The sequence below is a fragment of the Arthrobacter pascens genome (genome assembly GCF_030816475.1).
Taxonomy (GTDB): domain Bacteria; phylum Actinomycetota; class Actinomycetes; order Actinomycetales; family Micrococcaceae; genus Arthrobacter; species Arthrobacter pascens_B.
Map to the genome: position 1 here is coordinate 3,092,843 of NZ_JAUSXF010000001.1, position 14,620 is coordinate 3,107,462.

The following is a 14,620-nucleotide window of genomic DNA, read 5'->3' on the forward strand; positions in this document are numbered from 1 at the left end:
GATGTGCCGGCGGAAGGGCAGTGCGCCTCCGGGTGTGGTTCCTACTTCGTCGGGCTGGACTTCGATTCAACCTTGACGGTTCCGGAAATGATGTCCTTCTTCAGCTGGTCCAGCTCACTCTTCATGTCCGCCGGCACTGCCGAGTCCAGATCGTGGAAGGGTGCCAGGGCAACCCCGCCGTTCTCCAAGGTGCCTACGTACGGCGTGGCGTCGAACTTGCCGTCCTTGTCGTCCTTGATGACCGTCTCAACGGCTGTGGCCATGGTCTTCTGGACGGATGACAGGATGACGGACTTGTAGTCGGGCGCCGTGAGGTAGCCGTCGGAGTCGACCCAGATGAGCTTGGCATCGGTGCCCTTGGACTTGGCCTCGAGAATGGCGCTGCCTGCACCGGCCCCCACCGGGCCCGCCACCGGGAGCACGATGTCAGCGCCCTGATCCAGGAATCCCTGGGTCAGGACCTTGCCCTTGTCCACCTGCTTGAAGTCACCGACGAAGGTGCCGTCCTGCTTGGCCTTGTCCCAGCCGATGAGTTGGACGTTCTTGCCCTTTTTGTCGTTGTAGTACTTCACGCCGTCGGAGAAGCCGTCCATGAAGATCGTGACGGTGGGGAGGTTGATGCCGCCGAAGGTCGCGACCTTCCCGGTCTTCGACGTTCCGGCCGCAAGATAGCCCGCCAGGAACGCAGCCTGGGCCGTGTCATAGACGATCGGCTTGACGTTCTTGGGGAAGGTGGGGTCATTGACGTCGATGATCGCGAAGTGGCTGTTCGGGTTGGCCGTGGCGATGGTCTTCGTGGCGTTGTCAAGCAGGAAGCCGACTGTGACAGTGAGCTTGCAGCCCTGCTGGACCATGGAGCGCAGGTTGGGATCGTAGTCGGTGTCAGCCTTGGACTGGACGTGCTTCTCCTGGATACCCAGGTCCTTGACAGCGTTCTGAAGACCTTCGTAGCCGGACTGGTTGAATGACTTGTCATCGAATCCGCCGGAGTCGGAGACCATGCAGGCGGTGTAGTCCGACTTCGCGGCGCCACTGGAGCTGCCGGAAGTGGACGGGGCTGCGCCACAGCCGGTCAGCAGGAGTGCCGTGGCACCCACGGTGGCCACGCCGGCCATTGAACCGCGCTTGAAATTGGCACGCAGTGATGTCTTCAATTTTCCTCCAGGATGAAGAGAGTGGCGCTACGACTCGAATCCAATGAGTGTCCGTTTCTGCACTGAAATTCTGTTTTCACTGTCGGCTTCGCAGCACTGCGCCGAAGCGCACTGATGTAAGTAACTTTAGTGGCCTGCGACACGTCCCATCACGCCTAAGGGGCGGTATCCGGCCAATCGTTGAGAACTTGTTACCAATCAGTAGGCGTCGACGGAGCACTCAGTACTGCGCCCGGGTCCCGGTTAGATCCGGACCAGCATCTTGCCGGTGTTCGCGCCGTCAAGAAGGTCCATAAACGCCCGGGGTGCGTTCTCCAGCCCGTCCACCACCGTCTCGTCGTAACGGACCGAACCATCGGCAAGCCAGGCCGCCATTCTTTCCGCAAACTCTGCGCTGTGCTGGCGCTGTCCTCCCACCAGGAAGCCGCGGAGGGTCAGCTGCTTTCCGATTGCCAGCATGAGGTTCCGCGGTGCCGGCGTCGCCTCCGTGGCGTTGTACTGGGAGATGGCTCCGCACATGGCCACCCTGCCGCCCACGTTCATTTCGGCCAGGGCTGCCTCGAGGTGGTCACCGCCCACGTTGTCGAAGTAGACGTCGATCCCGTTGCCACCGGCGGCAGCCCTGAGCTGTTCCCGGACCGGGGCGTCGCGGTAGTTGAAAGCAGAGTCAAAGCCCAGCTCCAGGAGCCGGGCCACCTTCTCCGGTGTCCCGGCACTGCCGATGACCCGGGACGCGCCCATGGCCTTGGCAATCTGCCCGACCAGGGAGCCCACGGCGCCGGCGGCTCCGGAGACGAAGACAACATCGCCGCGCTTGAATTCGGCAACCTTCAGCAGCCCCGCGTACGCGGTCAGCCCGGTCATGCCCAGCGCACCGAGGAACGCCGACGCCGGGGCCAGGTCTGTCCGGGCCAGCGTGGTGGCGCCGGCCTCCAGGACGGCGTACTCGCGCCAGCCCAGGGAATGGACGACGGCGTCCCCCAATTTCCGGGCGTCGGACCTGGACGCGATGACCTCACCGACAGCGCCGCCGTCGAGCGCTACATCCAGCGCGAAGGGGGCTGAGTAGGACTTGACGTCGTTCATCCGGCCCCGCATGTATGGGTCCACCGAGATGTAGAGGTTGCGCACCAGGACCTGGCCCTCCCGCAGTTCGGGCAGCGCGGATTCGGCCAGCCGGAAGTTCTCGTCGGTGGGGCGCCCTTGCGGGCGGGATGCGAGGCGGATCTCCCGGGTTGTCGCGGGCAAGGCGGTAGTGGTGCTCATGCTGCGAACTCCAGGATCTTGATGTCGACGGTGATGTTTCCGCGCGTCGCGTTGGAGTACGGGCAGATCTGGTGGGCCTTGGCTACGAGCGCTTCGGCTGTGGCAAGATCCAGGGCCGGAACCGCTATTTCGAGTTCGGCAGCGAGGCCGTAGCCTTCGCCGCCATCCAAGGCGCCGAAGTGGATGCGTGCTGCTACGGCCGAATCGGTCAGGTCCGCCCTTTCCTTGCGTCCCACGAGGCGAAGGGCCGAGTGGAAGCAGGCTGCATAGCCGGCGGCAAAGAGCTGCTCCGGGTTGGTGCCATCACCATTGCCGCCCAGCTCCACGGGGCTGGCAAGACTGACGTCCAGCTTGCCGTCCTGGGTGCGTGCGTTGCCGTCTCGGCCTTCGCCCGAGGCCAGGGCCTCAGCAGTGTAAAGGGTCTTCACGGTGTGTCCGTCCTGTAGGAATGTATGGAAAATTTCGATTGACCTGAAGCGCGCTGTCCCGTGTGAAATCCGGTCAGCGCAATCCGGTCAGCGCGAGTCGTGGAGGGCAGCGGTGAGCCTGCCCAGGGTGGTGCGGAGCTGCTCCAGTTCGGCGGGTGACAGCCCTGCTGCATCGGCCAGGCGCTGCGGAATGGCCGTAGCACCGCTGCTGAGGTTGCGGCCCGCTGCCGTCAGATGAATCGCCACCCTCCGCTCGTCCTCCCCCGACCGGCGGCGCTCCACGAGCCCCAGGGCCTCGAGACGCTTGAGCAGGGGCGAGAGGGTCCCGGAGTCCAGTCCCAGCTCCTCGCCCAGTTCCTTGACGCCCCGGGGGTCCTCTTCCCACAGGACCAGCATCACCAGATACTGCGGGTAGGTCAGGCCCAGCTCGTCGAGAAGCGGCCGGTACACGGCAGTTGCCGCGCGGGACGCTGAGTAAAGGGCAAAGCAGACCTGGCGGTCAAGTCTCGGAGCATCGGTCATGGCTCTACGCTAGTACACAATTAAATTGTGCACAACTTACCCATCCCACCAGCCCCAACAAGGCGCGAATGGGGTGGGCTGAATGCCTGGTTTTACAGGTCCCGGATGGTTCGAAGGGCTGCTGCCGTGAGCACCTGAATGCCAAAGCCCAGTGCCCGCTCGTCCACGACGTAGTCACCGCGGTGAAGGTCGTATTCCTCGCCGCCGGGGGTCTTGGTACCAAGGCGCATCATCGCTCCCGGGCGCTCAGCCAGGAACCAGGCAAAGTCCTCACCGCCCATGGACTGCGGCGTCAGCATGACCGCGCTCTCCCCGATTTCGGCACGGGCGGCGGCCTCGATCAGGGCCGTCTCATGCTCGGAGTTCACTACGGGCGGGACTCCCCTGGTGTGTTCAAGGCGGACGTCCACACCGTACGGCGCGGCCACCTGATGCACCACTTCATCCAGGAGTTCGCCGGCGTCTTTCCAGGCGTCGCGGTCCAGGCAGCGCATGGTGCCGGCCATGAAGCCGGTACCGGGAATGGCGTTTGGTGCCGAGCCTGCGGAGATATGGCCCCACACCACCGAGACGCCGCTGCGCACATCAACCCGGCGGGACAGCACGGCAGGCACGTTAACGGCGATCTGCGCCAGCGCGAATACGAGGTCTTCCGTAAGGTGCGGCCGGGAAGTATGGCCGCCGCGGCCGCTCAGCTCGATCCTGATGGTGTCCGAGGCGGAGGTGATGGCACCGATGCGCGTGCCGATGCGTCCGACGTCGATCCTCGGATCGCAGTGCAGCGCCAGGATGCGGGGGACGCCGTCCAGGACGCCCTGCTCGATGCAGGACAGTGCACCGCCGGGCATGGTCTCCTCCGCCGGCTGGAAGATGATCCGGACGGTGCCGGCCAGCGGCGACTCCAGGTGCATGCTTTGCAGGACCAGCGCCACGCCGAGCATGGTGGCGGTATGGATGTCATGGCCGCAGGCATGCGTGACGCCGTGGTTCTTCGACGCGAACGGCAGGCCGGTCTCCTCGATGATCGGCAAGGCATCGATGTCGCCGCGCAGGGCCGTCGCAATAGGTCCGTCGCCGATGTCAACCGTGAGGCCGGTGCCTTCGAGCCGGCGCGGCGCCAGGCCCGCCAATTCCAGCCGCTCCACGAGCTTGTCGGTGGTGCGGAATTCTTTGAAGGAAAGCTCCGGGTGCGCATGGAGGTCCCTGCGGAAATCGATCAGTTCCGGAAGGAGCGGGTCCAGCCAAGGACCCACCAAGGCGGTAGGTTCAGCTTCAGTAGTGTAATTGCGCACAGATTCACTCTAGCGAGGGTCCAGGGAATACAGGCATCAGCGGCCCGCGCGTTACGGCTTTCCCGGCGCAGGAACGGCTAGAGGACGTCGAAATCACCGCTTGCCTTCAGCGCGTCCACTGCGCCCTTCACCCGCTGGGCATGCTGCTTGGTGGTCACCAGCAAGGCGTCGGGTGTGTCCACGATGACAACGTCCTTGATACCGATCAGGGCAATGACGCGCTTGGTGTCGGAAACCACCACGCCGCTGGCGTTTTCGGTGAACACGCGCGCGCCTTCACCGATGACTGTGACGTCGTCGACTTCCCGCGCACTGTTGAGCCGGCCTACTGAGGCGAAGTCCCCGACGTCGTCCCATCCGAAAGTGCCGGGCACGACGGCGACGTCCCCGGCAGCGGCGGCAGGTTCAGCCACCGCGTAGTCGATAGCGATTTTCGGCAGCGTGGGCCAAACCCGCGCCGTGACCTCATCGCGATCAGGAGTGTCCCACGCCTGGGCGATCTCCTGGAGTCCCTCGAAAAGCTGTGGCTGGTTGGCTTCCAGGTGCTTAAGCATCAGCGCCACAGGGGCCACGAACATGCCGGCGTTCCAGACGTACTCGCCGCTGTCCAGGTACTGCTGGGCCACGTCCTCGTCGGGCTTTTCAACAAACTCCACCACCGCTTTGGCGCTGGGAGCACCTTCGATGTTGAGTTCCCGCCCTGCACGGATGTAGCCGAAGCCCGTGGAAGGATGCGTCGGTTTAATGCCTATGGTCACGATCTTTCCGGCGGCAGCCGTGTGGATCGCCTCGCGGACGGCGTCCTGGAAGAGGTGCTCCGGGCTGATCACCTGGTCCGCTGCAAAGGAACCCATGATGGTGTCGGGATCGCGCTCATGGAGGATGGCCGCGGCGAGGCCGATGGCGGCACCGGAATCCTTCGGTTCGCTCTCGAGAACCAGGTCCGAGTCCTGGAGCTCGGGCAACTGGCGGCAGACGGCAGCGCGGTGTGCGGTCCCGGTGACCACCAGGACACGCCTGCCCGCAAGCGGCTCCAGCCGGTCGAAGGTGGCGCGCAGCAGTGTGCTGCCCGAGCCTGTGAGGTCATGCAGGAATTTGGGAGCTGCCGCGCGTGACAGGGGCCAGAGGCGTGTCCCCACTCCGCCTGCCGGAATCACCGCAATGAAGCGGCTCAAGGGTGAGTCCGGGCTGGTCATTTTGTCTGTAGTCATCACGGCTACTTTAGCCGACGCGCCGCCGGGCACCCTTTCCGGGACGGTCAGGTGCCGTCCGGAACTGCCAGATAGTGTGGCGTTGGTCTCAAACAACCGCAAATCCCGCGCTGGAGAGGGCACCAAGGAACTCCTAAATTGAATAAGCTGTGAGCGAAGCCTAGATTTAGGCCTGAGCCATGAGTGCTCTCGCAGCAGGCGTTCCCCCCGCGTGGATCCCATGCCAGCGCCGCTGTGTTGCAGGAAGGTTGATTCAGTGCCGACAAAACCAGCTGGCACCTTGTACCGCGGCCGTGAAGGCATGTGGTCCTGGGTAGGACACCGTATTACCGGTGTTGTGATCTTTTTCTTCTTGTTGGTCCATGTGCTGGACACCTCACTGGTGCGCGTGTCCCCCGAGGCCTACACGGCTGTTATCGGTACCTACAAGAATCCCCTGATGGCCCTCGGTGAAACGGGCCTTGTTGCCGCGATCGTGTTCCACGCCTTTAACGGCCTGCGCATCATCGCCGTCGACTTCTGGAAGAAGGGCGCGAAGTACCAGCGCCAGATGCTCTGGGTGGTCCTGGCTCTCTGGATCGTCACCCTGGCGGCATTCGCCATCCGCCACCTGTCCCTCGCCTTCGGAGGCCACTAAGCCATGACCGCAACGATTGAAAACCCGCGCAGTGGACAGAACCGCAGCGGAAAGATCGCCCCCCAGTACCGCCGCACGGGCGGATCCCGGGGTAACTTCGAGATGCTGGCCTGGCTCTTCATGCGCCTGTCAGGTGTGGTCCTGGTGGTGCTGATCTTCGGCCATCTCTTTGTGAACCTCATGGTCGGCGACGGCATCCACGCCATCGACTTCGGCTTTGTCGCCGGCAAGTGGGCCGACCCGTTCTGGCAGGTCTGGGACCTGGCCATGCTGTGGCTGGCCATGCTCCATGGCACCAACGGTGTGCGGACCATCATCAACGATTACGCCGAGAAGGACTCCACCCGCCTCTGGCTCAAGATCGTGCTCTACGCCGCCACCACCGTGATCGTCGTTCTGGGAACCTTGGTGATCTTCACCTTCAACCCGTGCCCGGTAGTGGACGGTGTGCAGCTGCCCGGCGGTTTCTGCCCCGCTGCGTAACGGAATCATCCCCGGGCCTGCGTTGGCCACGGAAGCAGATTTGCGGAGCAGGCTTCGCCGGTCCGTTGTTTTATAGCGAATTTTGAGAGAAAGAGCGTCTGGTATGCAGGTCCATAAGTACGACGTAGTCATCGTCGGTGCCGGTGGCGCTGGCATGCGCGCCGCGATCGAATCCGGTCAGCGCGCCCGCACAGCAGTACTGACCAAGCTCTACCCCACCCGCTCGCACACAGGTGCGGCGCAGGGTGGCATGTGTGCGGCCCTTGCCAACGTCGAGGAAGACAACTGGGAATGGCACACATTCGACACCATCAAGGGCGGCGACTACCTGGTTGACCAGGACGCCGCCGAGGTCATGGCGAAGGAAGCCATCGACGCCGTGCTGGACCTTGAGAAGATGGGCCTGCCTTTCAACCGCACGCCGGAAGGCCGGATCGACCAGCGCCGTTTCGGCGGCCACACCCGTGACCACGGCAAGGCCCCCGTCCGCCGTGCCTGCTATGCCGCTGACCGTACCGGCCACATGATCCTGCAGACGCTGTACCAAAACTGCGTCAAGCACAACGTTGAGTTCTACAACGAGTACTACGTCCTGGACCTCCTGACCGTCGAAGAGGACGCTGTCCGCGAGGACGGCACTGCGTACAAGCAGAAGCGCGTGGCAGGTGTGGTCTCCTACGACCTCGCCTCGGGCGAACTGCACGTGTTCCAGGCCAAGTCCGTAGTGTTCGCCTCAGGCGGCGCGGGCAAGGTGTTCAAGACCACTTCCAACGCCCATACCCTGACCGGGGACGGCATGGGCATCGCCTTCCGGCGCGGCATCCCGCTGGAGGACATGGAGTTCTTCCAGTTCCACCCGACAGGCCTTGCAGGGCTGGGCATCCTCCTCTCCGAGGCAGCCCGCGGCGAAGGAGCCATCCTGCGCAACTCGGAGGGTGAACGTTTCATGGAGCGCTACGCTCCCACCATCAAGGACCTGGCGCCACGCGACATCGTGGCCCGCTCCATGGCCAACGAAGTCCGTGAAGGCCGCGGCTGCGGGCCCAACAAGGACTACGTCCTCCTGGACCTGACCCACCTGGAGCCGGCGCACATCGACGCCAAGCTCCCGGACATTACCGAGTTCGCCCGCACCTACCTCGGTGTGGAGCCCTACACGGAGCCGGTCCCTGTGTTCCCGACGGCGCACTACGCCATGGGCGGCATCCCCACGAACATCACCACTGAGGTGCTGCAGGACAACGACACCATCGTGCCGGGCCTCTACGCGGCCGGTGAGGTTGCGTGCGTGTCCGTCCACGGTTCCAACCGCCTGGGCACCAACTCACTGCTGGACATCAACGTCTTCGGCAAGCGTGCCGGAATCGCCGCTGCCGAGTACGCCAAGACAGCTGACTTCGTGGAACTCCCGGAAAATCCGGAGGCCTACACCATCCAGCTGCTGGATATTGCCCGCAACGGCACCGGCGACGAGAAGGTGGCGGTGATCCGCAAGGAACTCCAGGACACCATGGACGCAAACATGCAGGTGTTCCGCACGGCCGACACGCTCAACCAGGTACTCAAGGACATCGCGTCCTTCGAGGAGCGGTACCGGCGCATCAGTGTCCAGGACAAGGGCAAGCGCTTCAACCTTGACCTGCTCGAAGCCGTTGAACTGGGCTTCCTGCTGGAGCTCGCCAAGGTCATGACCGTGGCTGCGCTGCACCGGGAAGAATCCCGCGGCGGCCATTTCCGGGAGGACTTCCCCGAGCGCGACGACGAAAGATTCATGAAGCACTCAATGGCGTACAAGGACTACTCCGCCCCGGCTGACGGAACGGCATCCGCGGAAGCGATTGCCGGAATCCGGCTGGCCACCAAACCGGTTGTCTTTACCCGCTACGAGCCGATGGTGAGGAAGTACTAAGATGTCCGCCGAACTTGCTGAGCCAGCCTCAAAGGTCGAGCTGCCCGCCCACGTTGGAGGCGGCGGCGAAATCCCCACCTTCGACGTCACCCTGCGGGTACGACGCTACAATCCTGAGGTTTCCGAGGACGCCACCTGGGATGACTTCAAGCTGACCATGTACGGTACCGACCGCGTGCTGGATGCACTGCACAAGGTCAAGTGGGAGATCGACGGCAGCGTTTCCTTCCGCCGCTCCTGCGCGCACGGCGTCTGCGGCTCCGATGCCATGCGCATCAACGGCCGCAACCGCCTGGCCTGCAAGACCCTCCTCAAGGACCTGGACACGTCCAAGCCCATCACTGTCGAGCCCATCAAGGGCCTGCCGGTGGAGAAGGACCTCATTGTGGACATGGAACCGTTCTTCCAGTCCTTCCGGGAGGTCATGCCGTTCCTGATCAACAAGGGCCACGAGCCCACCAAGGAACGCCTGCAGTCCGCCGAGGACCGTGAGCGCTTTGATGACACCACCAAGTGCATCCTCTGCGCCGCGTGCACGTCCTCCTGCCCGGTGTTCTGGACGGATGGCCAGTACTTCGGCCCGGCTGCGATCGTCAACGCCCACCGCTTCATCTTCGATTCCCGTGATGACGCCGGCGACATGCGCCTGGAGATCCTGAACGACAAGGAAGGCGTGTGGCGCTGCCGCACCACCTTCAACTGCTCCGAAGCATGCCCGCGCGGCATCCAGGTCACGCAGGCCATTGCCGAGGTCAAGCAGGCTATTCTTTCCCGCAGGATCTAGTTTCTACCAGGCTTGAGCAACGCGGGGTCACTTCGCGCCCATTCCATCCACGAACATGGGCCGGAAGTGACCCCGCGTTGCTGTAGTTGAAAGGTCATCGATGTCACGCTCCGAAAAAGTCACGTTCGAAGGATCCACCGGTGAGGCCCTCTCCGGGATCCTGGACGTCCCGGAGGGGCCCGTGAGGGGCTGGGGGGTCTTCTCCCACGGCTTCACTCTGGGCAAGGACAGCCCCGCGGCTTCCCGCATGTGCAAGGCCCTGGCAGACACCGGCATCGGCATGCTCCGCTTCGACAATCTGGGGCTTGGCGATTCCGCCGGCCTGTGGTCGGAGGGTTCGTTCAGCCACAAGGTGGCTGACACGGTGAAGGCAGCCGAGTTCATGCGTGCCCAGGGTAAGAGTATTTCCCTGCTGGTGGGGCACTCCTTCGGCGGTGCTGCAGTGCTTTCGGCCGCCCGGCAGATCCCGGAGCTCGACGCCGTCGCAACGGTGGGTGCCCCGTTCTCCCCCAAGCACGTGGAGCACGTCTTTGACAGCGCTCTGGACAAGATCCTCAGCGAGGGCAGCGCGGAAGTGGACCTCGGCGGCAAGCGGCTGGAGATCCGCAAGCACTTTGTGGAGGACCTGGCGAACGCCGACCTCACGGACTGCATCAGGCAGCTTCACAAACCGCTGATGGTGATGCACTCCCCCACCGACAACACCGTGGGAATCGAGAACGCCAGCACCATCTTCCAGACGGCCCGCCATCCGCGGAACTTCGTATCCCTCGAGGGCAGCGACCACCTGCTGACCGGCAAGGGCCAGGCGGCACGGGCCGCCCGGATCATCTCTGCCTGGGCCGAGCAATACCTCGACGCCGGGAAGTAACCGGCGAAAAAAGGCGGGCGCTTCTTCGCAGATCCCCTAATGCCCCCTAATTGGCCGCAGCTTCTTTACATTCCGCCGCGACGGGGCCACATTCAAGGGATATCCGTGAGTTTGCGAGGACCCCATGCGGCGCAGCACCAGGGCACGACCGTCCCACCTGTCCATTGTGCTGATGATCAGCCTTTTTGCCTTCGCCTACAGCGTGATCCTTCCGCCGCCGGCCAGCGCTGCCGGGCTCGCCGTGGACAAGGTGGTGAGCACGCACCAGTCGGCACCGTCAACGAGCATCGTGTCCCCAACCTTCACCACCACGCAGCCCGGCGAGCTCGTCGTCGCCTTTGTGTCGGCGGACGGTCCCGCGGTGAGCCGGGGCCAGCAGTTCACCGCTGTCACAGGCGGTGGCCTCAGCTGGCGGCTGCGCCAAAGGACCAACCTTCAGTACGGGACGGCCGAGATCTGGCAGGCGGTGGCCAGCGGGATCCTCACGAACGCCCGAGTCACAGCCAACCACCCGGGTAACTATCAGGCCTCCATGACGGTTGCCACCTTCACGGGGGCGGACATCACCTCCGACGGCGCCGCGTCCGGCGCCAGCGGTCCCACGGGGGCACCAACCGCCGCGCTGACCACAACCAGGAACGGTTCATGGGTCTGGGGAGTGGGCAACGACTGGAGCAGGTCCGTAGCCAGGACTGTGGGCGCCAGCCAGAGCATGGTGGACGAATACACTTCCAGCCACGGCGACACGTTCTGGACCCAGCGGCAGACGGCGCCCACCGCGGTGCCGACGTCTGTCACTATCAACGACACCGCACCCACGAATGACATGTGGAACCTGTCGCTGATCGAAGTCCGTGCCGCCAGCGGCACCGTGGACAGCACACCGCCTATCCTCTCAAATGTGTCGGCCGGAACGCCGGGCCAGACCGGGGCCACGGTGACGTGGACGAGCGATGAACCATCCACCAGCCAGGTTGAATACGGCACCACAACGTCCTACGGATCCAGCACAGTCCAGGACTCAACGCTGACCACCTCCCACAGCCAAGCACTGTCCGGGCTTACTGCCGGCACGCTGTACCACTACCGGGTGAAATCTGCCGATTCGTCAAACAACCTTGCCACCTCCCCTGATGCCACGTTCACCACCGCCACGCCGGCACCCGACACCACCCCGCCGACTGTCAGCGTCACCGCCCCAGCAAACGGTGCCACAGTGTCCGGGCAGGTAACAGTGGCCGCAACAGCTGCCGACAACGTCGGAGTGGCCGGAGTCCAGTTCACTTTGGATGCTGCCAATCTGCAGGCCGAGGACACCGTTGCCCCTTATTCGCTGACGTGGAATACCACCACAGCCAGCGCAGGCGCGCATACCATCACGGCCAGGGCACGGGACGCCGCAGGTAACGTGACCACCGCGGCCCCCGTCTCCGTGACCGTCAATAACTCGGGGGCAGACCCGGCCGTCGTCGGGTCCTGGGGTCCCCTGCAGCCCTGGCCAGAGGTGTCCATCCATGCGGCTTTGACCAGCACCGGCAAGATCCTGACGTGGCAAGGGGACTTCACCCAGGGCGGCGAGCAGTACCTGTTGGATCCCGCAACGGGCAGCTACGTCCGCGTTCCAAATGCGGCAGCTGACTTGTTCTGCGCGGGTCAGGCGGTACTGGCCGACGGACGGATCCTGGTGATCGGCGGGACGGCAACCAGCGGTGGCTTGGGCATCCGGGATGTTACGGCGTTCAATCCCGCCACGGAGATCTGGCAGGTGCTGGCTCCCATGCATTACCCCCGCTGGTACGCGACCGGGACAACGCTGGGCGACGGCAAGGTCCTGGTCACGTCGGGCGCAAATGTAAATTCGACTGACATCGTCCGGATCCCCGAGCTCTATGACGCCCAGCACAACTCCTGGAGTGACCTGGCCTCGGCCAGCCGCAACATCCCGTACTACCCGTTCATGTACCAACTGCCGGACGGACGCGTACTTCAGGCAGGAGCGTCCGAAGAGGCAACATCGACCATCGCACTCAATGTCGCCACTCAGCAGTGGACCACAATCGATGGCCGCATCATCGACGGCGCCTCCATCACCAACTACGCACCAGGAAAGTTCATGAAGGCAGGGTCGGCAGCCGACGGCGGCTTCACGGGCCCGTCGTCGAACACCGCATTTACCTTGGACCTCAACGCCGGAAATCCCATCTGGCAGCCAACTTCCGCGATGCAGTATCCGCGCAGCTTCATGAATCTCACCAACCTGCCGGATGGCTCCGTGCTTGCAACAGGAGGCGGCACTGAGAGGTCGGGCCAGGACGACACGAAGGCCGTCAAGGCCGGAGAAATCTGGGATTCTTCGACAGGCCTGTGGCGGACGGTGGCCGCGATGGCGGCGCCGCGCCTTTATCATTCCACAGCACTCCTCCTCCCGGATGGCCGCGTCTTTGTTTCCGGGGGTGGGGGCGACACCGGCGTAACTGACCAAAGGAGCTACCAGGTCTACTCCCCGCCGTACTTGTTCAAGGGTCCTCGGCCAGCCATCACCTCGGTTCCCGGCACCGTCCAGTACAACGCCAGCGTTCTGGTGGAAACCCCCGACGCCGGCTCAATCCAGTCGGTCTCCCTGATCAGGACCGGTTCGGTGACGCATGCTTTTGACCAGAACGAGCGGGCCCTGTCCCTGCCCTTCACCCAGACCGCCGGCGGGCTCAGCGTGAAGATGCCCGCCAATGGCAATTACGCCCCCCCAGGGCACTACATGTTGTCCATCGTTAGCAGCAACGGCGTTCCCTCAGTGGCTTCCATGGTCAGGTTTCCTGCTCCCTTCGAGGACGCGGCGGCCCCCACCGCGCCCACGTCGCTGACAGGGACAGGGGCCGTGGGACAGGTGGACCTGGCATGGGGACCGTCGAGTGACAATGTCGGCGTAGCCAAGTACGACATCTACCGCTCGACGACGGCTGCCTTTACCGCCGGTCCGGTCAGCCAGGTCGCGCAGGTCGCGGGGTCCGTCACGTCCTACCGCGACTCCGGTCTGGCCGCCGGTACCTACTACTACCAGGTAAAAGCTGAAGACGCCGCATCCAACTTGAGTCCGCCGTCGAACGAGGCACGAGCTGACGTTTCCGGCGATACAACGCCGCCCAGCGCACCGGCGGGCCTTACCGCGGCGGCCGGAAGCGGGCAAGTCTCGCTTGCATGGAGCGCAAGTACCGACAACGTCGGCGTCACCCGGTACAACATCTCCCGGAACGGCGCGGCGCTGACCAACGTAACGGGCACCTCCTACGTGGACAGCTCGGTGACAGCCGGGATTGAGTACACCTACACCGTGACAGCACAGGATGCCGCAGGCAACGTCAGCGGCCTCTCGAATGCCGCCACCGCCACTCCGTCAGGCGGTGTCCGGACGGTCACCGTTGACAGGATTGTCACGGCACATCAGGGCACCAACTCCTCCACGGTAACCAGCACCGGGCTGACCACCACGGGCTCCAACGAACTGTTGCTTGCCTTCATCAGCTCCGACGGACCCAGCGGCGGCGGCACCGCCTCCATCCGTTCTGTGAGCGGAGCGGGCCTCACGTGGTCCCTGCGCCAGCGCACCAACGCCCAAGCCGGCACGGCCGAAATCTGGCAGGCTGTTGCGCCCGGGCCGCTGAGCAATGCCACAGTAATCGCAACGCAGAACTCTGGCACGTGGCAGTCGTCCATGTCCGTGGTCGCCTTCCTGAATGCCGACACTGCCAGCGGCGCCGTGGCCGGAGCCAACGCAGCTTCTGGCCCGCCAACCGCCAACCTGACCACCACCAGGGCAGGCTCATGGGTCTGGGCAGTCGGCACAGACTGGAGCGCCTCCCTGGCCCGCACGGTCGGGCCGAATCAAACGCTGGTTGACCAATACTTCCCTCCGGCGGGCGACACGTATTGGCTGCAGCGCCAGAACTCCCCTACGGCCACAGCAGGAACCACCGTAACGATCAATGACACTTCGCCTATCACCGACCGGTGGAACCTCGCACTGATCGAGGTGCTCGCCGCGCCGTAGGCAGTGCGGGCAGCGCGC

12 protein-coding genes are annotated in these 14,620 nt (G+C 64.2%); 6 read left to right on the forward strand and 6 right to left on the reverse strand.

Annotated elements, in window-relative coordinates; translation table 11 throughout:
- Window positions 1–41: 41 nt before the first annotated feature.
- The 6 genes from QFZ40_RS14135 to QFZ40_RS14160 all read right to left on the reverse strand — a co-directional run bounded on the left by QFZ40_RS14135 (window position 42) and on the right by QFZ40_RS14160 (window position 5,873).
- Window positions 42–1,154: a BMP family lipoprotein gene (locus QFZ40_RS14135; RefSeq protein ID WP_306905159.1), complete on the reverse strand. Its 1,113-nt coding sequence runs from the start codon at window positions 1,152–1,154 to the stop codon at window positions 42–44.
- 243 nt (window positions 1,155–1,397) lie between these two features.
- On the reverse strand, window positions 1,398–2,420 hold the full coding sequence (locus QFZ40_RS14140) for an NADP-dependent oxidoreductase (protein WP_306905161.1): 1,023 nt from the start codon (window positions 2,418–2,420) through the stop codon (window positions 1,398–1,400).
- Window positions 2,417–2,848 (reverse strand): organic hydroperoxide resistance protein, encoded by a 432-nt coding sequence (locus QFZ40_RS14145; protein WP_306905162.1) that lies wholly within the window; start codon window positions 2,846–2,848, stop codon window positions 2,417–2,419. Before QFZ40_RS14145 ends, QFZ40_RS14140 begins: the two co-directional genes overlap by 4 nt.
- A gap of 87 nt (window positions 2,849–2,935) precedes the next feature.
- On the reverse strand, window positions 2,936–3,370 hold the full coding sequence (locus tag QFZ40_RS14150; protein WP_306905164.1) for a MarR family winged helix-turn-helix transcriptional regulator: 435 nt from the start codon (window positions 3,368–3,370) through the stop codon (window positions 2,936–2,938).
- Window positions 3,371–3,462: 92 nt separating this feature from the next.
- On the reverse strand, window positions 3,463–4,662 hold the full coding sequence (locus QFZ40_RS14155) for an amidohydrolase (RefSeq protein WP_306905165.1): 1,200 nt from the start codon (window positions 4,660–4,662) through the stop codon (window positions 3,463–3,465).
- A gap of 77 nt (window positions 4,663–4,739) precedes the next feature.
- Window positions 4,740–5,873 (reverse strand): mannose-1-phosphate guanylyltransferase, encoded by a 1,134-nt coding sequence (locus tag QFZ40_RS14160; RefSeq protein WP_306905166.1) that lies wholly within the window; start codon window positions 5,871–5,873, stop codon window positions 4,740–4,742.
- 256 nt (window positions 5,874–6,129) lie between these two features.
- On the opposite strand from QFZ40_RS14160, the gene sdhC reads away from it, so the two are divergent.
- The 6 genes from sdhC (at window position 6,130) to QFZ40_RS14190 (ending at window position 14,602) form a co-directional block, all read left to right on the forward strand.
- A complete protein-coding gene (gene sdhC, locus QFZ40_RS14165) occupies window positions 6,130–6,510 on the forward strand; it encodes a succinate dehydrogenase, cytochrome b556 subunit (RefSeq protein WP_214958684.1) in 381 nt (126 codons plus the stop codon).
- Between the two features lie 3 nt (window positions 6,511–6,513).
- Window positions 6,514–6,993, forward strand: a complete 480-nt coding sequence (locus QFZ40_RS14170) for a succinate dehydrogenase hydrophobic membrane anchor subunit (RefSeq protein ID WP_306905168.1) — start codon at window positions 6,514–6,516, stop codon at window positions 6,991–6,993.
- Window positions 6,994–7,096: 103 nt separating this feature from the next.
- On the forward strand, window positions 7,097–8,902 hold the full coding sequence (gene sdhA, locus QFZ40_RS14175) for a succinate dehydrogenase flavoprotein subunit (protein ID WP_306905170.1): 1,806 nt from the start codon (window positions 7,097–7,099) through the stop codon (window positions 8,900–8,902).
- 1 nt (window position 8,903) lies between these two features.
- Entirely contained in the window at window positions 8,904–9,686 is a 783-nt protein-coding gene (locus tag QFZ40_RS14180) for a succinate dehydrogenase iron-sulfur subunit (protein ID WP_306905172.1), read from the forward strand.
- A 100-nt stretch (window positions 9,687–9,786) separates the two neighbouring features.
- Window positions 9,787–10,557, forward strand: coding sequence for an alpha/beta hydrolase family protein (locus tag QFZ40_RS14185; protein WP_306905174.1), 771 nt, complete (start codon window positions 9,787–9,789; stop codon window positions 10,555–10,557).
- Window positions 10,558–10,681: 124 nt separating this feature from the next.
- Window positions 10,682–14,602: a galactose oxidase-like domain-containing protein gene (locus QFZ40_RS14190; protein WP_306905176.1), complete on the forward strand. Its 3,921-nt coding sequence runs from the start codon at window positions 10,682–10,684 to the stop codon at window positions 14,600–14,602.
- The last annotated feature ends 18 nt before the right edge of the window (window positions 14,603–14,620 follow it).

Bases quoted from the DNA above. Each gene is read 5' to 3' on its own strand.
- QFZ40_RS14190 (WP_306905176.1), top strand. From the start codon at position 10,682: ATGCGGCGCAGCACCAGGGCACGACCGTCCCACCTGTCCATTGTGCTG.
- QFZ40_RS14170 (WP_306905168.1), top strand. From the start codon at position 6,514: ATGACCGCAACGATTGAAAACCCGCGCAGTGGACAGAACCGCAGCGGA.
- QFZ40_RS14180 (WP_306905172.1), top strand. From the start codon at position 8,904: ATGTCCGCCGAACTTGCTGAGCCAGCCTCAAAGGTCGAGCTGCCCGCC.
- QFZ40_RS14140 (WP_306905161.1), bottom strand. From the start codon at position 2,420: ATGAGCACCACTACCGCCTTGCCCGCGACAACCCGGGAGATCCGCCTC.
- sdhA (WP_306905170.1), top strand. From the start codon at position 7,097: ATGCAGGTCCATAAGTACGACGTAGTCATCGTCGGTGCCGGTGGCGCT.
- QFZ40_RS14150 (WP_306905164.1), bottom strand. From the start codon at position 3,370: ATGACCGATGCTCCGAGACTTGACCGCCAGGTCTGCTTTGCCCTTTAC.
- QFZ40_RS14160 (WP_306905166.1), bottom strand. From the start codon at position 5,873: ATGACTACAGACAAAATGACCAGCCCGGACTCACCCTTGAGCCGCTTC.
- QFZ40_RS14185 (WP_306905174.1), top strand. From the start codon at position 9,787: ATGTCACGCTCCGAAAAAGTCACGTTCGAAGGATCCACCGGTGAGGCC.